The 20,538-nt window shown below is 66.3% G+C and carries 19 protein-coding genes and 3 pseudogenes; 15 read left to right on the plus strand and 7 right to left on the minus strand.

Annotation, left to right across the window (positions count from 1 at the left end):
* The first annotated feature begins 48 nt into the window (after positions 1-48).
* From GNX96_RS31460 to GNX96_RS31520, 13 genes and pseudogenes are all read left to right on the plus strand, one after another.
* Complete coding sequence (locus GNX96_RS31460; RefSeq protein WP_163571634.1) at positions 49-1,413, plus strand: NAD(P)/FAD-dependent oxidoreductase; 1,365 nt, start codon at positions 49-51, stop codon at positions 1,411-1,413.
* Positions 1,414-1,515: 102 nt separating this feature from the next.
* The gene (gene tig / locus GNX96_RS31465; RefSeq protein ID WP_163571635.1) at positions 1,516-2,961 is read left to right on the plus strand and encodes a trigger factor; all 1,446 of its coding nucleotides are present in this window, start codon (positions 1,516-1,518) and stop codon (positions 2,959-2,961) included.
* A gap of 214 nt (positions 2,962-3,175) precedes the next feature.
* Entirely contained in the window at positions 3,176-3,748 is a 573-nt protein-coding gene (locus tag GNX96_RS31470) for an ATP-dependent Clp protease proteolytic subunit (RefSeq protein WP_163571669.1), read from the plus strand.
* Complete coding sequence (locus GNX96_RS31475) at positions 3,745-4,416, plus strand: ATP-dependent Clp protease proteolytic subunit (protein ID WP_163571636.1); 672 nt, start codon at positions 3,745-3,747, stop codon at positions 4,414-4,416. Before GNX96_RS31470 ends, GNX96_RS31475 begins: the two co-directional genes overlap by 4 nt.
* A gap of 196 nt (positions 4,417-4,612) precedes the next feature.
* Positions 4,613-5,891 (plus strand): annotated as a pseudogene (gene clpX, locus GNX96_RS31480) (ATP-dependent Clp protease ATP-binding subunit ClpX).
* 47 nt (positions 5,892-5,938) lie between these two features.
* Complete coding sequence (locus GNX96_RS31485) at positions 5,939-6,274, plus strand: hypothetical protein (protein ID WP_279582018.1); 336 nt, start codon at positions 5,939-5,941, stop codon at positions 6,272-6,274.
* A complete protein-coding gene (locus GNX96_RS31490) occupies positions 6,256-7,155 on the plus strand; it encodes an MFS transporter (protein WP_163571638.1) in 900 nt (299 codons plus the stop codon). The genes GNX96_RS31485 and GNX96_RS31490 overlap by 19 nt, the downstream gene beginning before the upstream one ends.
* Before the next feature lie 146 nt (positions 7,156-7,301).
* Positions 7,302-7,481, plus strand: coding sequence for a mersacidin/lichenicidin family type 2 lantibiotic (locus tag GNX96_RS31495; RefSeq protein WP_163571639.1), 180 nt, complete (start codon positions 7,302-7,304; stop codon positions 7,479-7,481).
* An 88-nt stretch (positions 7,482-7,569) separates the two neighbouring features.
* Positions 7,570-10,137: pseudogene (gene lanM, locus GNX96_RS31500) on the plus strand (type 2 lanthipeptide synthetase LanM); the annotation flags it as partial.
* A complete protein-coding gene (locus GNX96_RS31505; protein WP_279582019.1) occupies positions 10,115-10,648 on the plus strand; it encodes a lanthionine synthetase LanC family protein in 534 nt (177 codons plus the stop codon). The pseudogene lanM and the gene GNX96_RS31505, both read left to right, overlap by 23 nt.
* Positions 10,649-10,758: 110 nt before the next feature.
* A complete protein-coding gene (locus tag GNX96_RS31510) occupies positions 10,759-11,088 on the plus strand; it encodes an ATP-binding protein (RefSeq protein WP_163571642.1) in 330 nt (109 codons plus the stop codon).
* 8 nt (positions 11,089-11,096) lie between these two features.
* On the plus strand, positions 11,097-12,305 hold the full coding sequence (locus tag GNX96_RS31515) for an NB-ARC domain-containing protein (protein WP_163571643.1): 1,209 nt from the start codon (positions 11,097-11,099) through the stop codon (positions 12,303-12,305).
* Positions 12,295-13,161: a hypothetical protein gene (locus GNX96_RS31520; protein ID WP_163571644.1), complete on the plus strand. Its 867-nt coding sequence runs from the start codon at positions 12,295-12,297 to the stop codon at positions 13,159-13,161. Before GNX96_RS31515 ends, GNX96_RS31520 begins: the two co-directional genes overlap by 11 nt.
* On the opposite strand, the gene GNX96_RS31525 is transcribed toward GNX96_RS31520, so the two are convergent.
* From GNX96_RS31525 to GNX96_RS31550, 6 genes and pseudogenes are all read right to left on the minus strand, one after another.
* Positions 13,092-13,667, minus strand: a complete 576-nt coding sequence (locus GNX96_RS31525; protein WP_163571645.1) for an alpha/beta fold hydrolase — start codon at positions 13,665-13,667, stop codon at positions 13,092-13,094. The genes GNX96_RS31520 and GNX96_RS31525 overlap by 70 nt on opposite strands.
* Entirely contained in the window at positions 13,664-14,308 is a 645-nt protein-coding gene (locus tag GNX96_RS31530; protein WP_163571611.1) for a TetR/AcrR family transcriptional regulator, read from the minus strand. Before GNX96_RS31530 ends, GNX96_RS31525 begins: the two co-directional genes overlap by 4 nt.
* A gap of 45 nt (positions 14,309-14,353) precedes the next feature.
* A pseudogene (locus GNX96_RS31535) lies at positions 14,354-15,006 on the minus strand (IS630 family transposase); the annotation flags it as partial.
* Positions 15,007-15,355: 349 nt separating this feature from the next.
* Positions 15,356-15,691, minus strand: coding sequence for an HNH endonuclease (locus tag GNX96_RS65320; RefSeq protein ID WP_390624193.1), 336 nt, complete (start codon positions 15,689-15,691; stop codon positions 15,356-15,358).
* On the minus strand, positions 15,597-16,601 hold the full coding sequence (locus GNX96_RS31545) for a DUF222 domain-containing protein (protein ID WP_163571647.1): 1,005 nt from the start codon (positions 16,599-16,601) through the stop codon (positions 15,597-15,599). Before GNX96_RS31545 ends, GNX96_RS65320 begins: the two co-directional genes overlap by 95 nt.
* A gap of 244 nt (positions 16,602-16,845) precedes the next feature.
* Positions 16,846-18,564, minus strand: coding sequence for a hypothetical protein (locus GNX96_RS31550; RefSeq protein ID WP_163571648.1), 1,719 nt, complete (start codon positions 18,562-18,564; stop codon positions 16,846-16,848).
* A 240-nt stretch (positions 18,565-18,804) separates the two neighbouring features.
* On the opposite strand from GNX96_RS31550, the gene GNX96_RS31555 reads away from it, so the two are divergent.
* A complete protein-coding gene (locus GNX96_RS31555; protein WP_163571649.1) occupies positions 18,805-19,248 on the plus strand; it encodes a hypothetical protein in 444 nt (147 codons plus the stop codon).
* Positions 19,249-19,407: 159 nt separating this feature from the next.
* Positions 19,408-19,725, plus strand: coding sequence for a hypothetical protein (locus GNX96_RS31560; protein WP_163571650.1), 318 nt, complete (start codon positions 19,408-19,410; stop codon positions 19,723-19,725).
* On the opposite strand, the gene GNX96_RS31565 is transcribed toward GNX96_RS31560, so the two are convergent.
* Positions 19,722-20,531, minus strand: coding sequence for a GNAT family N-acetyltransferase (locus GNX96_RS31565; protein WP_163571651.1), 810 nt, complete (start codon positions 20,529-20,531; stop codon positions 19,722-19,724). The genes GNX96_RS31560 and GNX96_RS31565 overlap by 4 nt on opposite strands.
* Positions 20,532-20,538: the final 7 nt, after the last annotated feature.

Here is a 20,538-nt window from a genome sequence, read left to right on the forward strand (position 1 = left end):
CTCGTTAAGGCGGCCGTCATGCCTTTTCGGATCGTCTAGTGTCGCTACATGCAGCACTACATGGCCCTCGCCGCGGCAGCTCCGGTGCCGTATTGGCTGGATCGGGCCGAGCGTCCGAAAGCGTTGCCAGCGCTGGGAAACCGGATCGACTGTGATCTCGCGGTGGTGGGCGGCGGGTTCAGCGGGCTGTGGACGGCCCTGCTGGCGAAGGAAGCCGACCCCGACCTGGCGGTCGTGCTGGTCGAGGGCGGTCGGTTGGGCTGGGCGGCCAGCGGTCGCAACGGCGGGTTCTGTGAGGCGAGCCTGACGCATGGTGAGGCGAACGGGCGAGCGCGCTTTCCGGATGAGTACGACACTCTGGACCGGCTGGGCAGGGAGAATCTCGACGATATCGAGAAAACGCTTCTCCGGCACGGCATCGACTGCGGATTCGAGCGGGTGGGTTCGCTGTCGGTGGCGACCGAGCCACATCAGGTGACCGAGCTGGAAGGCGACGGTTTCCTTGACCAAAAGGCGGTAAGAGCCGAGCTGAATTCGCCGACCTTTCTCGCCGGGCAGTGGGAAAAACAGGGCACCGCGCTGGTGGACCCGGCCCGGCTGGCCTGGGGCCTCGCGAAAGCCTGTCAGAAACTCGGCGTCACTATCTTCGAACACTCGGTGGTACGCGGAATGTCGGCTGGTCGGGCCGGAGTCTCGTTACGGATAAACGACAACGCGGTCGTACGAGCCAAAAACGTGGCGCTGGGCACGAATGCGTTCCGGTCCCCGTTGCGCAGGGTCCGGCCGTACACAGTGCCCGTCTACGACTATGTGCTGATGACCGAGCCGCTGAGCGCCGAGCGGCTCACCTCCATCGGGTGGCGGAACAGGCAGGGTGTTTCGGACAGTGGCAACCAGTTTCACTACTACCGGCTGACCGCGGACAACCGGATCCTGTGGGGCGGGTACGACGCGATCTACCATTTTGGCCGGAAAGTACGCCCGAAGTACGACCAGCGGCCGGCGACCTTTGAGCGGTTGGCGGACCATTTCTTCGAGACTTTCCCGCAGCTGGAGGGAATCGGCTTCACCCATCGATGGGGCGGAGCGATTGACACCTGCAGCCGGTTCTGCGCGTTCTTCGGCACCGCGCACTCCGGCCGGGTCGCGTACGCCTTGGGATTCACTGGCCTCGGCGTCGGAGCGACCAGGTTCGGTGCGCGGGTGATGCTGGATCTGCTGGCCGGGCAGCCAACCGAGCTGACCGAGTTGAGAATGGTCCGGACGAAGCCGATCCCGTTCCCGCCGGAGCCGGTCGCCTATGCCGGGATCGAGCTGACCCGACGGTCGATGGCGAAGGCCGATCGGGACAGCGGCCGGCGCGACCTGTGGCTGCGCGGCCTCGACGCGTTGGGGATGGGCTTCGACTCGTAAGAGTGTGTCTCTAAAGCGGGGGTCGGCCCGGACATCGGAGGGGGTCGGTAGACTCCCGGAGGTTAGACATCCCCCGCTTCCATAAGTCCGGAGTGTACGTACGTGAAGAGCACCGTGGAGACCTTGAGCCCGACCCGTGTGAAGCTGTCGGTGGAGGTCCCGTTCGAGGAGCTGCAGCCGAGCCTGGACAAGGCGTACAAGCAGATCGCGCAGCAGGTGGCGATCCCGGGCTTTCGGCGAGGCAAGGTGCCGGCCCGGCTGATCGACCAGCGGGTCGGCCGCGCGTCGGTGCTCTCCGAGGCGATCAATGACGCCATCCCAGTGCAGTACAGCGCGGCGATCCAGGAGCACGACGTCAAGGTGCTCGGCCAGCCCGACATCGACGTCACCAAGCTCGAGGACGGGGACGAGCTGAGCTTCACCGCCGAGGTGGATGTCCGCCCGGAGATCACGCTGCCGGTGTTTGACGAGCTCAAGGTCACCGTCGACACGCTGGATGTGACCGACGCGGACGTGGACGAGCACATCGACCTGCTTCGTGACCGGTTCGCGGTGCTCAAGAACGTCGAGCGGGCCGCGGCCGAGAAGGACTACGTGTCCATCGACCTGGTCGCCAAGATCGGCGGCGAGGAGGTCGAGGGCGGCAGCACTTCGGGTCTGTCGTACGAGGTCGGTACGAACCAGATGCTGGACGGGCTGGACGAGGCCATCATCGGGCTGACCGTCGACCAGGACAAGACCTTCAGCACCAAGCTGGTCGGCGGTGACCACGCCGGCGAGGAGGCCGAGGTCACGGTCACTGTCAAGGGCGTCAAGGAGAAGGACCTGCCGGCGCTGGACGACGACTTCGCGCAGACCGCCAGCGAGTTCGACACCATCGACGAGCTGCGCACGGACGCTCGTACGCGGGTCGAGCGGAACAAGCGGCTGGAGCAGATCGTGGCCGCCCGCGACGGCGTGTTGAAGGCGCTGATCGAGGCTGTTGAGGTGCCGCTGCCGGAGAGCGTGGTGCTCTCCGAGCTGGATTACCGCAAGCAGGCCATTTCCCGGCAGCTGGAGCAGGCCGGCGCCACCATCGCGCAGTATCTGGCCGCTGAGAGCAAGACCGAGGAAGACCTCGACGCCGAGCTCAAGGAGGCGTCGCAGGACGCCGTACGCAACCAGTTGGTGCTGGACGCGGTGGCCGACAGCGAGGAGTTGGGCGTCACCAACGAGGAGCTGACCACCGAGGTCGTGCAGCGGTCCGCGCAGATCGGCCGGGAGCCGCAGCAGTACGCCGACGAGCTGGTCAATTCCGGGCAGCTGCCCTTCATGATCGCCGACATCCGCCGCGGCAAGGCCCTCGCGCTGGTGCTGGACAAGGCCACCATCGAGGACTCCGCCGGCACCAAGATCGACCTCGGTGCGGCCATGCGGGAAGCGGACGCGGATGCGCATGCCGGCCACGACCATGCCGACCACGATCATGGCGATCACGACCACGCTGACCACGACCATGCTGACCACGACCATGGCGATCACGAAGACGACGACACCGACGAGGCGTAGTCGGGCGCGATGAGCTGGGCGAATGCCCGGCTCCTGCGCTCACAGCGAAACCGCCGGTAGAGCCCGCGTCAGGCGGCGGTAGCCGAGCTAACCTCGCGGGAGTAACAGCAAGCACCACTCCCTGTAGGCACCGCAAGTATCGAAGGCAGGAATACCGGTGACTGACTTGTACACCCCGGGGGATCCGGCGGCACGATCCGCTGGCGCGTCCGGCATGGGTTTCGACGACTCCGTCTTCAACCGGCTGCTGCGAGAGCGCATCATCTTCCTCGGCTCCGAGGTCAAGGACGAGAACTCGAACCTGATCGTGGCGCAACTGTTGGTGCTGTCGGCGGAAAGCCCGGAGGAGGACATCCACCTCTACATCAACTCGCCCGGCGGGTCGGTGACCGCGGGCATGGCGATCTATGACGCGATGCAGTTCGTTCAGTGCGACGTCGCGACGTACGCGATGGGCATGGCCGCCTCGATGGGACAGCTGCTGCTGTGCGCCGGCACCACCGGCAAGCGGCACGCGCTGCCGCACGCGCGGGTCATGATGCACCAACCGTCCGGCGGCATGGGCGGTACGGCCAGCGACATCGCCATCCAGGCCGAGCAGCTGATCTACACCAAGCGGATGTTCCAGGAGCGCACCGCGTTCCACACCGGCCAGACGTTCGAGCAGATCGAGGCCGACGCGGACCGGGACCGCTGGTTCACCGCGCAGGAGGCCAAGGACTACGGCTTCGTCGACCACGTGATCTCGGTCGCCGAGCAGGTCGCCTCGGGCGGTCGAACCCGATGAATCTTCAGAACATTGAGCAGGGAGTTTCAGCCGTGAACGGTTTCGCCCCGGTCACCAACCGGTACATCCTGCCGAGCTTCGTCGAACGGACCTCGTACGGGATCAAGGAGACCAACCCGTACAACCAGCTGTTCGAGGACCGGATCATCTTCCTCGGCATGCCGATCGACGACAGTGCGGCGAACGACATCATGGCGCAGCTGCTGAGCCTGGAGTCGCGCGAGCCGGACCGGGACATCTCGATCTACATCAACTCCCCGGGTGGCTCCTTCACCGCCATGACGGCGATTTACGACACCATCCAGTACGTGCGCCCGGACGTGTCGACGGTCTGCCTCGGGCAGGCCGCGTCCGCCGCCGCCGTGCTGCTGGCCGCTGGCACGCCGGGCAAGCGGATGGCGCTGGACAACGCCCGGATGCTGATCCACCAGCCGGCCACCGAGGGCGGTTACGGGCAGGGCTCGGACATCGAGATCCAGGCCAAGGAGATCCTCCGGATGCGTACGCAGATGGAGGCCATCATCGCCAAGCACACCAGCCGTACGCCCGAGCAGGTCCGTAAGGACATCGAGCGGGACCGCTTCCTGACTGCCCAGGAGGCCGTCGAGTACGGCTTGATCGACCAGATCCTGGAATCCCGCAAGGCAAGCCTCACCAACGCGGGCTGATTAAGTAAGAAGTGCGACGCGCGAGACAAAGAGGGCTCGGCCTAGAGCGTCGGACGAGGTACGGTCTGTTAGTGGCTCCGGACGCCACGCTGGCGATGCATACTTGGTGACTACCAGATGCACCGCCGGCGTGCAGCCGGGACCGGCATGACACCCGGCCTTGCCTGGCCGGCCACGACAAGGATGGGGTTCGTCAGTGGCACGCATCGGCGATGGCGGCGATCTGCTCAAGTGCTCGTTCTGCGGGAAGTCGCAGAAACAGGTGAAGAAGCTGATCGCTGGTCCCGGTGTCTACATCTGCGACGAGTGCATCGACCTGTGCAACGAGATCATCGAGGAAGAGCTTTCCGAGAGCAGTGATCTCAAGTGGGACGAGCTGCCCAAGCCGATCGAGATCTGTGAGTTCCTGGACTCGTACGTGGTCGGCCAGGATCACGCGAAGCGCTCGCTCGCGGTGGCGGTCTACAACCATTACAAGCGGGTGCAGGCGGAGAACGCGGCACACCGGTCCAACGCCGAGCAGGTCGAGTTGGCCAAGTCCAACATCCTGCTGATCGGCCCTACCGGCTGCGGCAAGACGCATCTGGCCCAGACGCTGGCCAAGATGCTGAATGTGCCGTTCGCGATCGCCGACGCCACCGCGCTGACCGAGGCCGGCTATGTCGGCGAGGATGTCGAGAACATCCTGCTCAAGCTGATCCAGGCCGCTGACTACGACGTGAAGCGCGCCGAGACCGGCATCATCTACATCGACGAGGTCGACAAGATCGCCCGCAAGTCGGAGAACCCGTCGATCACCCGCGACGTGTCCGGCGAGGGCGTCCAGCAGGCGCTGCTGAAGATCCTGGAAGGCACCACCGCGTCGGTGCCGCCGCAGGGCGGCCGCAAGCATCCGCACCAGGAGTTCATCCAGATCGACACGACGAACGTGCTGTTCATCGTGGGCGGTGCGTTCGCCGGGCTGGAGAAGATCATCGAGCAGCGGGTGGGTCGCAAGGGCATCGGCTTCGGCGCCGAGATTCGGTCGCGGACCGAGCTAGACGACGTGTATGCCGAGGTCATGCCGGAGGATCTGCTGAAGTTCGGGATGATCCCCGGAGTTCATCGGCCGGCTGCCGGTCATCACCAGTGTCCGCAACCTGGACCGCGACGCGCTCGTACAGATCCTCACCGAGCCGCGGAACGCGCTCATCAAGCAGTATGCGCGGCTCTTCGAGCTGGACGGCGTGGAGCTGGAGTTCACCGAGGACGCGCTGGAGGCGGTGGCGGACCAGGCGGTCCTGCGCGGCACCGGCGCCCGCGGCCTGCGAGCCATCCTCGAAGAGGTCCTGCAGTCGGTGATGTACGAGATCCCGTCACGTTCGGACGTGGCCCGCGTGGTCATCACCAACGATGTGGTGTTGTCACACGTCAACCCGACGATCGTGCCGCGCGACACGCTCAGCAAGCGCGAGCGCCGGGACAAGTCGGCCTGATCCTGGTCGCCCTGATTCTGTTCGCGCTGCTTTCTGGAAGGTAGGCAGTGGCGTCTGAGATGACGGCTGTCCGCAAAATGCCGTTGGCGCCATTGGTCGGATGTTTCGGCGTCTTCGTGACTATGGGCCTGCTGGTTTCCACGCTGGGCCCGCTGTTGCCGGGGATCCGCGCCGAATTCGGGGTCGGACCGCAAGACGCCGGGCTGTTGGTGTCCGCGGTCCCGCTCGGGTGCATCGCGGGCACGCTGATCGTGCTTTTTTTCCTCAACCGGCGCTTTCACGCCCGGGTGTTGCTCGCCGCGACCGGCGTGACGATGGCGGTCGGTCTGGTCGGCGCGGGCCCACCACCCCCAGCTGGTGGCTGGTGTGCGGGTCGCTGGTGATCGTCGGGATGGGCTACGGCGCGGCGACCGCGCTGGTCAACGGCGTGATCGCGGTCGCGTACGGGAGCAGGTCGGCCGGCTTGCTGAACCTGCTGAACGGCGTCTTCGGAGTAGCCGCGGTGGTCGGCCCGTTCGTGGTGTCCGGGCTCGCCGGCGGCCTGCCGGGCCTGCCGCCGCGCTTTGCCTACCTGCCGTACGTGCTGGTCGCGATCTTCTCGGCGGTGTTGGTCAGCCGGCTGCCGACCGGGTTTTCCACCATCCCGGAGGGCGCCGCTGCCCCCGAGGTGCTGGCCGACTCTCCTTCGCGGGGGCCCGTTAGGAACACGCAGTTGCAGTCGTACGGGCGGCTGGCGCTGGTGGCCGCGATGCTGGGCTCTTACGTGGCCACCGAGGTGGCCGCGAGCAGCTTCGCCACCACGCACCTGCTGGCCGCCGGAGCGGACGCGGGCACGGCCGTACGCGCCACGTCCCTGTTCTATGTGGGGCTGGCCGGTGGCCGGCTGCTGGTCGTACCGGTGGCGGCCCGGATCGGCGCCGGCCGGCTGATGCTCGGCTGCGCCGGCCTCGCGGCGGGTCTGCTGGTGGTGACGTGGGCGCTGCCGCTGGGCGGCTTCACGTACCTTCTCGTCGGTGCCGCGATGGGGCCGATCTTTCCGACCGCGCTCGCGTGGGTGAGCGGGCAGGGCCTGGGCCGGGACGCGCTGCCGATCGCCCTGACCGCCGCCAACATCGGCGGTCTGATCCTGCCGCCTATCATCGGCGCGGTGATCGGTGCGGTCGGCGCGACCGCGGCCCCGCTGCCGATGGCCGCGTCGGTCGCCATTAGCGCTTTGCTGATCAGCTATCTCCTCTTCAGTGCGCGTCGGAGTTCTGTCAAGTAGTAGATCTCCCGGCCGGCCCCGATGAGTTCCGCTGACATTTGTCAGGGTGAGGCCGGATCTGGTCAGTGGTCTGATTTTTTCCGGGAGATTCGGATTTTCCGCGTACGTTTTCCGGTGTCCACAATTTTTTCTCACCGGAGGTGCGAATGTCCACCATTGAACTCGTGCGGGCCTGGAAGGACGAGGACTACCGACTCAGCCTGTCGCCCGACGCCGTGCCAACCCACCCGGCCGGTGTCCCGCAGTCCGAGCTTTATGCAAGTCAGGCGCTTTCGTTGAATACCTGCGAGTTCGCGACCAGCTGTTTTCGGATTTGCAGCAACTGAGCAGGCCGCGAAAAAACGTCGCATTCCTCGCCGGTCCGGCGAGGAATGCGACATTTATCAACTGTCAAGGAAAACCTGGAGTGCGCCCATGAAGCTCGACGGTTTACGGTCGGCGGCCGGCCGAGCTGTGCCATTGGTATTCCGCGGCCCGGACAATGGGCGGGTGAGTGACGATCCGGACCAGCTGGCTCGCGCGGACCGCAGGCTCACCCGCTGGCGGCAACAGGAACCGTTCGACAGCACCGAAAAAGACTGGTACGGGAGGCGCCTGGCGGCCGTCGGCCGCGACGTTGCGAGCGTACGCGCGCAGCTCGCCGGTGCTGTCCCGGCGTCCACCGAAACCTGGATCGACTGGCTGGTCGAATGTTTCGAGAATCCCGCGCCGCCGGTCGACATTCCGAAAGAGCACGTTTTCGCCACACTGGTGGGTCCGTTGGTCGCGTCGGCCCGGGACCAGCTCCGAGCCGCTGTGAGCCCGCTCTTGTCGCACTCCGTCGCGGAGCTTTTCCTGCCGGCATTGACGGCCGAGCTGCATGCGATGGCGGCTCGTACGATGGTGCTGGAGCTGAACGTCGCCCGCGTCACCGGGCAGCTGACCGCGGACACTCCGGGTGGGCGCTTCGAGGAATTCGTCGTACGGCTTCGCGATCGCGAGTTCGCGGTGGCACTGTTGACCGAATATGTCGTGCTGGCTCGCCAATTGACGCTTGCCACGCAGGCCTGGCTCGACAACCAGACCCGATTGCTCGCCCGATTCGTCGCCGACCTGCCGGCGCTGACCACGACTTTCGGCGCTGACGTTGGCCAGCTGTCCACTGTGGAGGTGGGGCTCGGGGACCGGCATCGGGGTGGTGCCACGGTGGCTCGGCTGGGTTTCGAAAGCGGCTTGCGGCTGCTGTACAAGCCGCGCCCGGTCGGTGTCGACGTACATTTCCAGCAGGTGGTGGATGGGCTCAACCAGCACCTGGAACATCCGTTGCGGCGGCTGGAAGTGCTGGCTGGGGACGGCTATGGGTGGATCGAACACGTGGAAGCCGCGCCCTGTGCGGATGAAGCGGAGCTGAGCCGGTTCTACTGGCGCTGTGGGTGCCTGGTGGCGCTGACGTACCTGCTCGAGGCCACTGACTGCCATGCGCAGAACCTGATCGCGGCCGGCGAGCACCCGGTGCTGGTCGATCTGGAAACGCTGCTGCAGCCAGAATTCCCTGATCCGCCAAAGAAGCTGTCCGACGGCGAGCGACTCGCCTACGCCGGGATCGCGCATTCGGTCGTACGGTCCGGCATGCTGCCCTATCGCTCGTGGGCCGAATCGGATCACGGCGGGGTGGACCTGTCAGCGCTGGGCTGGCGGCCGGGCGAGCGGATCCCACGGCCCAGCCCGGAACTAACGGGCGAGTGGACCGACGAAATGCATGTCGACTACGTACGGAATGCTCTCCAGCCGACCGGCGCTCAGCCATCGGATCGGCCAGTGGATCTGTTGGACCAACTGGACGCGCTGGATGCGGGGTTCACCGCCGCGTACGAGATTTTCTCTACACACCGCGAAGAGCTCCGGCCCTTGCTGATCGCCTTCGGCGCCGACGAGGTCCGTTTGTTGCGCCGGGACACACTGGAATACGGCTCGTTGCTGGGCGCCAGCTTCCATCCGGATCTGTTGCGGGACGCGCTGGATCGGGACCGGCATTTCGACCGGTTGTGGGCGCTGGCCGCGCGGGACCAGACCGCGTTGCCTTTTGTCGCCGACGAACAGCATGACCTGTGGAACAACGACATTCCGGTGTTCGCGGTGCGGACCGATGGTGTCGACGCGGTCGGAGGCACCGGCGTACCCATTCCGATGGCGGTCACCGCCGCGCCGCTTTCCACTGTGCTCGCCAAGCTGGACGCGCTCGGCCCCGCCGACCTCGACCGGCAGCGCTGGCTGCTCCGGTCCGCGGTGTCGGCGGGCTCGCCCGGAGCGGCCAGTGAGGCGAACACGGCACGCTACCCGTACGCGCGTGGTACCTCGGACAAGGTGAAGACGCGGGCGATCGACCAGGCCGCCGCGATCGCCGACGAGTTGATCCGCCGTGCGTACGCGGGGCGGTCGGACCTCGCCTGGAGCGGTCCGACGCTGACCCCGCACGGTGGTTGGGTGGTCGTGCCGCTCGGGCCGGACTTTTACAGCGGCACGGCCGGGATCGCGCTTTTTCTCGACACCGTGGCCGGAGTTACCGGCGAGCGGCGGCACCGAGCGGCCGCGTACGGTGCCCGCGCCACGCTGGAGCTGCAGATCCCGCGCCGAGCCAATCGGCTGACCGGCGGCCTGGACTCGGCCGGCGGGCTGCTCTACGCCCTCGCCCGGCTGGCCGGTGACTGGCCGGCCGCCACCGACCTGGCGGGTCCGGTGGTCGAGCGGATCGCCGCGCTCACGGCCACCGATGAGACGTACGACGTGGTGGGCGGCTCTGCCGGAAACATTGGCGGTCTCGCTGCTTGGTACGCCGTCGCGCCAAGCGCGCGCGTACGCGAGGTCGTACGCGCCTGCGCCGACCACCTCGTCGCCACCGCCGCCGCGCAACCCGTGGGCGTCGGCTGGGTGCCGGAGCCGCTGCGCTCGCAGGTCAGTCGACCCCTCGCCGGCTTCGGACATGGCGCCGCAGGCATCGCGTGGGCCCTGTGCAGCCGCCGATCTGCTCGGATCGCCGTTGTACGCGCGAACCGCGGTGGCGGCGCTGGCGTACGAGCGGACGCTTTTCGTTCCGTCGCTGGGAAACTGGCTGGACGTACGCGCCGAGGACGAGCCCCCCGCGGTCGCCTGGTGCCACGGCGCCACCGGGATCGGACTGTCCAGAATGGACATTCGCGGCACCCTGGACGACCCGGTCTTGGACACTGAGGTGCAGGCCGCGGTGACCGCTGTGGAGGCTGGCTTCGGACGTAACTTCTCGCTCTGCCACGGCGATCTGGGCAACCTCGACCTGCTGTTGTCACTTCCGTCGTACGACTGTGCTCCGGCGGCGGCAGGCATCCTCGATGGCCTCGACGCGTACGGCTGGCTGTGCGGCCTCCCGCGCGGGGTGCGGCTGCCGTCCCTGATGACCGGTCTCGCCGGCATCGGCTACGGCCTGCTCCGCCTCGCCGCCCCCACCACCGTGCCCTCCGTCCTCACCATGCGCCTGTAACAGCGGCCGAAATGGCTGGTCGCTGAAATGGTCTGAAGATAGGGGCGCACGAGTTTTGCGAGTGCGCTACGGTCGGTGCCGACGCGGTCGCCAGTGGTACGGGAGCGGGGATGGCAGCAGGTTCCACGACAGCTCTGCACGGAATGCCACAGCCGGACGACACCTTCGTCAATCGTGGGGGCCCGCTGGCTGCGATACGCCGGGTGCTGGAGGACGCGAAAGCTGCCGGCCAATGTGCGTACGTCCATGTGTATGGGCCGAGCGGGGTCGGCAAGTCGCAGCTGATCTACCAGTTGGCTCGGCAGTTGGACACCGAATTTCCGGACGGCGCCTGGTGTGTCGAGCTGGGCAGTGTCGAGGGCGCGGTGCTCGCCCGGCCAGCCGCCTACCTGCGCCAGTTGTTGACGTATATGGGCGTGGACGCAGCAACGCAACGCTGACCGATGACGTGGGGCTGCTTTCCACCCGGTTGAGGGAAAAGGTCGCCACCAGGCGAGTGTTGATCGTGCTGGACGGCGTGGTGGGGCCGGCGATCGCCGAGGTGTTCCGCTTCCACGCGCCGGGAAGTCTGGTGGTGCTGATCAGCCGGGACCGCTGGGATCGGCTGCCCGGCTCGTACGTGCCTTTTGAGATCCAGCCGCTGAAAGACCAGGATGCGGCGGAGCTCGCCGAACTCCGGTTCCGCCGAAGGGGGATCGCCTGTACGCCGCGGGTCGCTGACGCGATCGTCCGCGGCACCGGTGGAATGCCGCAGCTGATCGCGGTGGGCGCCGAGACGCTGGCCGGGCTGCCGGCCGGCTCGGAGGAACTCGTTCTGCGGTTCGTGGACGCGAAACTGGTGAAAGACTGGGGCCGGGTGTTCCGGCAAATGTACGACTCCGCCTACGATCAGTTGTCCACAGCCGGAAAACGCGCGTACCGGCTGCTCAGCCTGCATCCATTGCCGGAGTTGGAGTTTTCGGTGGACGCCGCGATGGCGTTGCTGGGCACCGACTTCGTGACCACTGTCAACGCGTTGACCGAACTGCGAAACAAGAATTTGCTGACGACCGCCTCCGAAGGCTACCGGTTCCACAGCAGCGTCTGGCGCGACGCGGCCACTCGTCGCGACGAGGTCGATTCGCCGGACGTGCAGCAGGAAGCGGTCGGCAGGATGCTCCTGTGGTATCTGGAAAAGGCTGTCTCGTACGAGCTGGTGCTGTCCGATCGCTGGCGGGTGCTGGAGATTTTCCAGCGGGTGGCGGCGGCGTGCGATCTCGCCGATCGGGTCGCCCGGGAGCGGACCCGCGAGGTCGCGCTGGCGTGGCTGGAGCGGAACCTGGAAATCCTGGTGCAGCTGGTGTTGCTGGCCCACGACCGTGGGTTTGACCGGGAAGCAGTGGCATTCGGCGAGGCCCTGTGGTCGGTCCTGCATCTGCACAACCATTTCGACAACTGGCGGACAGTCCATGAAGTGGCGCTGAAATCCGCCGAGCGAGCGAACCTCCCGTTGCCGCTGCATGCATCTGTCGCTGCAGCTCGCGACTCTGGAGCTTCGGGAAGGAAAACTCGACCGCGCCGAGACGCTTGTCGATACGGCGTATCGGATCGCTGTCGACCAGGACCACGTTTTCGGGCAGCAGAGCGCCCTGGAGTGGAAGGCGCGAGTGCTGCTTGAGCGGCAGGCGTACGAAAGAGCGGTAGGTTTCTATAGCCAGTCGATCGACCTGGCTCAGGCCCGGCTGACCGATGCTGAAGGGCGTGGGCGCGCTGTCGCGCTGGGGCACTTCCACCGCGGCCGGGCGTATCACCGCTGGCGTGATCACCTGCCCGAGTCGTTCGCCGATCTGTCGATCGCGGCGACCTTCTTCCAGGACAGCGCGGATCGCGACAACTACGCCAAAATCCTGCACGAGTACGGCGACGCCTTGCGGCACGGCCAGCGAGCCCGCGAAGCGATCGCGCCGCTGGAAATGGCGCTTTCGTTGTTCCTGGCGGAAAAGTCGCTGGTGAGCGCGCGTCGGTGCTGCAATCCCTCGCTCGTACGGCGCAAGCTCTGGGCGATCACCCGGCCGCCCAGGAATATCTCCGCCGAATGCACACCATTTAGCAGCTCGCGCCGACCGAATCAGGCGATAGTCGTACCAGCCCGGGGGTGTGTCGCCGGCCGTCGACCGCATGATCGCGACGATTTCGTCGATGGCCACGGACCACAGCGCCGGTGGGACATTGCTGGCCATACCGGGATAGGTGACCAACCGCGCGCCCGGGATGGCGTCCGCGGTGGCGCGGCCACCTATCGGCCGGAAGGCGCGGTCGGCGGTGCCATGGATGACCAGCGCCGGCAGCCGCAGGGTAGCCAGTTCACCGCGCCGGTCGCCGGATGCCTGAAACGCCGCCGAAAGTCGCTCGACGCCGGCCTGGTCGTGACCGCGTTCAAAGCTGCGCCGGCCGAACTCGCGGATCATCGCCTCGTCCTGCGGATAGGCCTTGGATCCGAGGACCGCGTCGAGATCCTTACATGTTGGGCATAATCCTCAGCGCTGTCGATGGACCGGCCCGTTCGCAGGATCCGTACGAGGGTGGCGAGGCTGGGTCGGCCGATGCGCGAGGACGGTGTCGACGCGATCGAGGTCAGGCTGCGTACCCGATCCTGAGAGCGGAATGCCATCGACTGGGCGATCATGCCGCCGAAAGTCTCGCCGACAACGTGCGCGCTGGACCAACCGATGGCGTCCAGCACGGCGACCGCGTCGTCCGCGAGGTCCGTCAGCTGATAGGCGGCCGCGCAGGCGGGCCGCAGCAACAGGTCCAGCTTGTTCGGACGCCCGGCATCGTGCAGATGCGTGGAGAGGCCGGTATCCCGGTTGTCGAAGCGGGCGACCAAAAATCCACGGGCCGCCAATGCGGCGCAAAAGTCGTCGGGCCAGGTCAGCATTTGTGAGATCCCGGCGATCAGCAGGAGCGGCTCGCCGCCGGCCGGCCCGATCGTCTCGTACGCGAGGTCGATGCCGTCATGATGAGCCATCCGGATGGTCATTGCTGCCTCCTGGTCGCCAGGTCGAAAGTTGTGACGAGTTCCTCGCAATAGCCGCGTACGTCGAAATCAGGGTTCCGGGACAGGTGGAGCACGGCGCCGTCGACGGCTTGGCGCACGGCGATCGCCATAGCTGGCACGCTGAACGCGCGGAACTCGTGGTTTCGTTGCCCGAGTTCGAGAATTGGCGCTGGATCCAAGGCCGCGAGGTCACCGACCGGTGGCCGGTCGGCGACGGAGGCAGCCATGACTTCGTCCAGCCGCTGCCCGGCCGGCGACCGGTAGCTCGTCCAGATCTCCAGCATCGCCAGAGCATGGTTTCGATGCGTGGCGATGAACTCACCGTTGGACCGGACGTACGCGCCCAGCTTCCCGACTGCGGTTGACTCTGCCTCGACGGCCGGCACCATCACCGGCACGGCCGTCAGGAAAATCTCCGTGATCAGCGCGTGGAGCAGTTCTTCTTTACCGTCGAAGTAGTAGAGAACAGCGCTCTTTGCCACGCCCGCGCGTTCGGCGATCTTGCTGACCGATGCCTGCGCGTACCCGCTCTGGGCCACCAGGTCGATCGCGCAGGCCACCAACTGGGCCCGCCGAGCCTGCTCGGTGAACGTACGACCATCCCGCTCGCCTCTTGTCCGCACGGTCTTATTATAGACCGACCGGTTCAGGATGAGAACGCCCGACCTAAGTGACGTTGTCCCGGCGCGCACGTAGTCATGGGTCTGGCGTTCGGGGACACCGGGCAATGACCGGCAGCACCGGCGCGGTGCGGTCCAGCGCCTGGATCTGGGACTTCTCATCCACACACAACACCAGCGCGTTCTCCGGCGGGTTCAGGTAGAGACCGACCACATCACGGACCTTGTCCACGAAGAACGGGTCGGTGGACAGCTTCCAGAACTCCACCACGTGCGGTTTGAGACCGAACACGCGCCGACCCGCGACACCGCGGTCTGGCTCATCCCGACCTGCTTCGCCATCAACCGCGTTGACCAGTGCGTTCCCTCGTCCGGCGGCTGGTGTTCCAAGGTTTGGATGATCACGTTCTCCACCTGCGCATCAGTCACCGCCCGCGGCCGACCCGGACGCGCCTCGTCACTGAGCCCACCTAACCCAGCCTCGACAAACCGGTTCCGCCACTTGGCGACCGTCTGCGGTCGGGTCCCCAACTCCCGGGCCACCACCTGGTTCTGCGCCCCATCCGCACACACGCCAGCACAATCCGCGCCCGAAACGCCAACGCCTGAGCCGTTTTCCGACGCCGCGCCCACGACATCAACACCTCCCGATCAGCCGCAGAAACAACCAACTCCCGACGAGGACGCCCACGACCAGCCATAAACCCAGACTGACCGATTAACGGCGCGAATTAACGACTCGACAGGCTAGGTGCGGAGGTTCACGACCGTGCAAGCGGGGACACCGGATGGTGGCGCTGAGTTGATGCGATTGTTGTCCGTTGATTCAACCAACGTCCGGGCGTGTGCATCAACACGCCGCCGGCGCCCCTAAACCAGACACAAGGGGCTCCATCGAATGACAAGAATTGAGGGGCGACGCTCAGGGGGCGGTACCCGCGGTTGGCGACATCGGCATGGTCGACGACGTCGTGATCTCCGCGCATGAGCACGTCCGGGCAGGGTTGTGGGCCGCCGGGCGTGGTGGTGCCCGGCGGCCGGGTGGTTTGTTTATGCGGCGAGTTGGTTGATTCCGCGGATGGGTCTTCGTTCAGGGTCCCGGTACGCGGGTGGGATGAATTCGACGATTCCGTCGATGATGCGTACTTCCCAGTCGCTATGATGGATCAGTCGATGGCAGGCATCACACAGGAGCACGCAGTTTTCCAGGCAAGTATCGCCACCATCGGCCCAGTGAGTGACGTGATGGCCACGGCACCAGCGAGGTGGTCGACCGCACCTGGCGCAGCCTTTATCCCGCGCTATGAGTGCTTTTCGTAGGTGCGCGGGAATGAGTCGTTCGGTGCGGGCAACATTGAGCGGTACGCTGTTCCTGCCCAGAAGCATCGGGGTGATGTCCGCGTCGCAGGCGAGCCTGCGGCCGGATTCTGGAGAGATAGCGATGCCGGTGTGCGCGTACGCGACACCGAGACGTTCCCGGAGCAGTTCCCAGTCCAGTCCAGGGTATAGTGAGGTGAGGCCGCTCCTGCCCTTGGACGGGGAGTTTCCCGGAGTCCGCAACAAGATTAAGCGCCTCGGCGAGCGCGTCGCCGTTGCGTTGGGAGACTGACCGCTCATCTCGGTGGCCGTCTTGGGTGGGGTGGGGTTTGGCCAGTGGGCTGAGGATTTCGGTGAGCAGGGTGCCCGTTTCGCCGTCGAAGGAGCCCCGGAAATTCAACCGCCCATCACGACCGGTGTGTAGGGACAGTTCGCGGCGCGGTTTCTCGTTCTCCCGTTCGGGCGGTGCTGGGCCGTCGGGGTCGAGGTGGTCGTGGATGCGTTGGCCAAGTTCGACGAGGCGGCGGGCGGGGTGATGTTTCGCGTGTTCCACCAGGGAAGCCTCGGCACCTTCGCGTTCTTCGATGTTCACCCTGGCGGGGAGCCTGTTCACGATCCCCAGAATCGTGTCGATGTGGGAATCCGCGAGTTCACCTCTGCGCATAGCGTCACTGACAAGACCAAGTTTGGGTACGAGGGTTTCACCGGTGAGTGCTTGGCTGCTGCACAGGTTCAACGCCCGTTTCAGGCGACGACCAGCCTCGGTCGGGGACAGCAGGAGGTTATCTTGCAGTAGCCTCATGGTGTTGTCATGCCCGAGTGCCTTACCGACCCGGTTCCGATGAATCGCCGCGACAATATCCAACGCCCGCGCCTGCCGCCGCCGAATGTCCTGCTCGGCTGCACGCAGCAAATCGACCAACTGCCGGGGTTTACACATCCAGAGCTCTGGATCTGCGACTTCATCGCCGGCGGCCATGACACCACTCTACCGCCATCACCGTCAAAAAGATCGAGTTCGTACGATCGGAACGTACTCATTTCTCAATCACATCAGCAAAACACGGAGCGCGCGCGTTCAAGCCCTAAGCACTTTGGTGAGAATGGTGCCAGAACCCGGCTGCGAGCGGGCGTTGATCCTCAGACGATTCAGGTAACGCCGGATGTCGGCCGGTCGACGCTCTACGAGTGGTACACGATCTACCAGTACGGTGATGGGCCGGTTATGAAGAGATTTCCAGGGTGTTTTCGACGCCACCCAAGGTGACCGCGACGGTGGCGGGCAGCGGACCCGTGAGGAGCAGGAAGTAGGCGGCGGAGGCGGCGGCTTCGGGAGGGAATCCCGGCGGAGTGTGGACCTTGAGGATGGCGTCGTTTTCGCGCGTACGTACGAAACAGACGTCGTCGTCGATCAGCGCGGCGAGATAGCAGCCGGGGTGATGAACAAGCAGATCGGCCAGGATGTCCGGCGTGCTTCCCTCGACCTCGCCGGCGCGTCGGAAGACCACTTCGGCGTTGCCGAGCAGTGAACGGACCGGATGCTCGGCGTGACAACACAAATGTGCGCCAGCTGGCGGCGCCGACAGTGGCAGTCCACTGTAGACGTCGGCGGGCCGGCGGGTCAGCCCTACGACAGAGCCCGCCGCTGAGCCGCTGACAAAGGTGGCTGCGATGTCCGGCCTTGTCAATATACCGGGAAAGTCGGCTGGAAGAATCCGTACGGGCGGCTCGTGGTTTGGCTCCGGCAAGGCCATCAGCCGGTAGAAAAGGGCACGCAGGCGTACGAGCGCGGCGCCGGGCTCGGACGTGATCAGATCGCTGACGTCTTTCCATTGCCCTGGCCGGAACTCGTCTATCGCGCGGTCGATCTGGGCGTCCAGCGGCAGCGTCCGGTCGAGTCGGGGAGCGGACCGCCCGAGCAGGTCGACGGGTGAGCCGCCGGCCACGTCCGCGACCGGGAACGCGGCCAGCAGGATCGGCTTGTCGAGTGCGGTCGCATATGTGGTCACTGCGCCGTGATCGCCGATCACGCAGTCCGCCGCGATCAACGCGGCCCGCCATCCTTCCTGTGGCGGGACCAAAATCAGCCCGGCTCGCTGACAGTCGGCCAGCCAACTGTGCACCTGCCAGCCGCCGTGTCCGTACCAGAGATGCGGGTGCAGGGCGGCGGCCACCCGATAGTTGTCCAGCGGCAGGTCCGCCATCACCTGCCGGAAAAGATCAGGCCAGGTCCCGAAAAGCGAGTGCTGCCACCAAGTAGACGAGAGCAGAACGAGCCGCTGGTGTGGACGTACGCCCAACGCTTTACGGTATCTGCTGCGATATTCGGCGCTCGCCGCGATCCGGTCGTGGCACGGATCGCCGATGACGGTGGCCACGTCGACGGCTTGCGGGACGGCATCGGCCAGTCGCTGGAGTTGTTCCCGATGGGAAAGGCCAACGGCGGCTGCGAAGACCTGTCCGTCGTGCAAAAGCCACTGCGGCGACAGCCCATAAGTCGCCCTAGGGACCCGGGGACCGGGACCCGGGACCCGGGACCCGGGACCCGGGACCCGGGACCGGGACCCGGCCGTATTCTTAGTATATCCTATACCATGTGAGAGCAGGACAAGTGGGGCATTGATTTCGTGCAGGCTGCCGCTGTGCGCGGCCGCGATCGCGAGGTCGAACTCGGTCTGCAGTGCTTGCGCCCAGGGAATTGTCGCGGCGCCGAGAGCGGCCAGCACCTCGGCCACTCCGGCCCGTACGGCAGAGGTGCCCGGAGTGGTGAAAACCACCTGGATCCGCAGGTCGGCGTCGAAAACCGGCAGCACGTCCGCAAGCCGCGTCGCCGCGGTCACGGTGTGGACGATCACCAGCACGGTCCGTGCTGGCTGAATCGTCCGCCAGCGGGGCGCCTGGAGCCCGACCGGCACCTTCTCCCAGGTGTGGTCGGCGGGCACGGTCGCGGGCCTTTCTGCTGGACGAGGTCGATTCCACCCGAAGGGCGTCTGGAACCTGTGGCGGCCGATAGTCGAGCCCAAACGCCGCCTACCGGCACCGGTCGATGACCCACCATAGCTTTGCTATTTGGGTCATCACCCGGCACCGGTAGGACGACGTGTGGATCTCGACTTTCAACCACCACAGGTTCCAGACGCCCTAACCGCCAGCCGGCCGCGACCGCCGGTACGGTGCGTCACATGGAAATCTGGGTGGCCGTGGTGACCGGTGTGGTGGCCCTGCTGGCGGCTTTCGTCGGTGTGATCGGCACCCTGGTCGGCGCGCTGGTCGCCGATCGTGGCGCCCGCCGGCGCGAGGAAGATGCCCGCAAGGAGCGCCGCAATGAGACCGTGCGGGAAATGTACGGCCGGTTCCTCAGCGCGGCGGCACCTCTGGTCGCCGACCGCCGTGATCCGGACCGCGCGGCCACCGACGCGTTGCTGCTCGCCGCCACGGACTTCGATCTGCTGGTGCCGGCCGGGATGGCGAGCCAGGCCCGGCAGGCCGTCGCGGCCGCCGAACGCCTGGGACGGTTGCTGACCACTGAGGACCGCCAGTCACCGGCCGTCACCGAAGCGGTCGCCGACCTGCGTACGGCGGTGGACGTCATCCGCGACGCGATGCGCGCCGACCTTGCGTCCTAACGTCGGCTGTGGAGGCCGATAGGCTGCCCAACCGGCAGGAATTCGCTGCCTGAGTCGCCGTCCCGCTCGGCATGTCACCAGCTGGTTCGGCGTCGTCCACTTGGGCTATGTCAGAAACAGTGCTGAGTGCCCGCGCGCCGAGTGCGCGGCATTGACGTGGTGTGCGCGATCGCGATGGCCATAGTGGTGGTGCCGATCGCTCTCTCTCCGGTGTTGTCCATCCTGCCCATTTCTGGTTTGCCAACGGGTCTCAGCAGAGGAATCGTGACTGTCGCGCCGATTGTCACGACGATTCTGCTGGGCCTCGCGATCGCGGGCGCAGCCGTGCGCCGGTTGCCTGGCACCGTCCGCGGCGGAAGCGTCGGCGTCCTGATCGGCATTCTGTTCAGTGTTCTGCTCGCCGGCGCCGCCTTTGCGGCTGTGCCGGTCTTCTTGGTCCTCTGGGTGATTGGCCGGACCTTGGTCGGGCTCCACTAGTGGAGAGTCCACTCGCCGGAGTCGGCGACCGGGTAGTAGCCGACCTCCTGGTAGATGTGGTTGCTCGTCGGGTTGGCGAGGTCGGTGAACAGGCAGCAGGCAGTCGCGCCGGCGGCCAGGGTGTCGGCCGAGACAGCGGCGACCAGGGCGCCGGCGTACCCGTGGCGGCGGTGCGCTGGCGGGGTGTAGACGAACCCGACGCGGACGACGCCACCGGACGCGTCCGTACGGGATGCGCTTGCCACCGGCTCGCCGTCGACCTCCCAGAGCCAGATCAGGCCCTGGCCGATGCGGCGGCGCAGGTTGGCCGCGCCCAGACTGTGACTGCCCAGCGCAGCGGCGAAAGCGGCCTGCCAGGTGACTGCCAGCTCGGTGTCCGCTTCGGTGGCGAGCCGGGCGCGACCTGGTACGCCGGTTGGCGGCTTGACTGCGTCCAGCTGGTAGAGGCGCATGCCCCGGGCCAGGGTCGCCGGTCCCCAGGCGGCGATGAACGGCTCGGCGGAGGTGGTGAGGCTGCTCAGCATGTCGATGTCGAAGGAGCGGCAGTAGTCGGCGACGGCGGCGGCAGCGGCCGGAGACATCGTCGACAAGCCGAGCGGATGAGGTGGCGTACGTATGGCGACGCCGGCAAGCGAACCGTCGTCGTCCAGTACGCGCAGCCATAATGGATCGCCGTCGACCACATAGCCACCGGCGGCGCCGGCGATCACCGAGGACAGGACCGTGTTCCGGACCGGGTCTTGCTTGAGCCAGCCCAGCACGGCAGCGGCGAAAGCCCTGACATCGTCATCCCGTACGCAGCGCATAACCCAG

The organism is Fodinicola feengrottensis, from assembly GCF_010993775.1.
Taxonomy (GTDB): domain Bacteria; phylum Actinomycetota; class Actinomycetes; order Mycobacteriales; family HKI-0501; genus Fodinicola; species Fodinicola feengrottensis.

Excerpts from the sequence above, each read along its gene's own strand:
- GNX96_RS65320 (WP_390624193.1), bottom strand. The coding sequence starts at position 15,691 with ATGCTTCTGGGCAGGAACAGCGTACCGCTCAATGTTGCCCGCACCGAA.
- GNX96_RS31545 (WP_163571647.1), bottom strand. The coding sequence starts at position 16,601 with ATGGCCGCCGGCGATGAAGTCGCAGATCCAGAGCTCTGGATGTGTAAA.
- GNX96_RS31460 (WP_163571634.1), top strand. The coding sequence starts at position 49 with ATGCAGCACTACATGGCCCTCGCCGCGGCAGCTCCGGTGCCGTATTGG.
- GNX96_RS31510 (WP_163571642.1), top strand. The coding sequence starts at position 10,759 with ATGGCAGCAGGTTCCACGACAGCTCTGCACGGAATGCCACAGCCGGAC.
- GNX96_RS31505 (WP_279582019.1), top strand. The coding sequence starts at position 10,115 with ATGGCGCCGCAGGCATCGCGTGGGCCCTGTGCAGCCGCCGATCTGCTC.
- GNX96_RS31525 (WP_163571645.1), bottom strand. The coding sequence starts at position 13,667 with ATGACCATCCGGATGGCTCATCATGACGGCATCGACCTCGCGTACGAG.
- GNX96_RS31470 (WP_163571669.1), top strand. The coding sequence starts at position 3,176 with ATGGGTTTCGACGACTCCGTCTTCAACCGGCTGCTGCGAGAGCGCATC.
- GNX96_RS31475 (WP_163571636.1), top strand. The coding sequence starts at position 3,745 with ATGAATCTTCAGAACATTGAGCAGGGAGTTTCAGCCGTGAACGGTTTC.
- GNX96_RS31565 (WP_163571651.1), bottom strand. The coding sequence starts at position 20,531 with ATGCGCTGCGTACGGGATGACGATGTCAGGGCTTTCGCCGCTGCCGTG.
- GNX96_RS31495 (WP_163571639.1), top strand. The coding sequence starts at position 7,302 with ATGTCCACCATTGAACTCGTGCGGGCCTGGAAGGACGAGGACTACCGA.
- GNX96_RS31555 (WP_163571649.1), top strand. The coding sequence starts at position 18,805 with ATGGAAATCTGGGTGGCCGTGGTGACCGGTGTGGTGGCCCTGCTGGCG.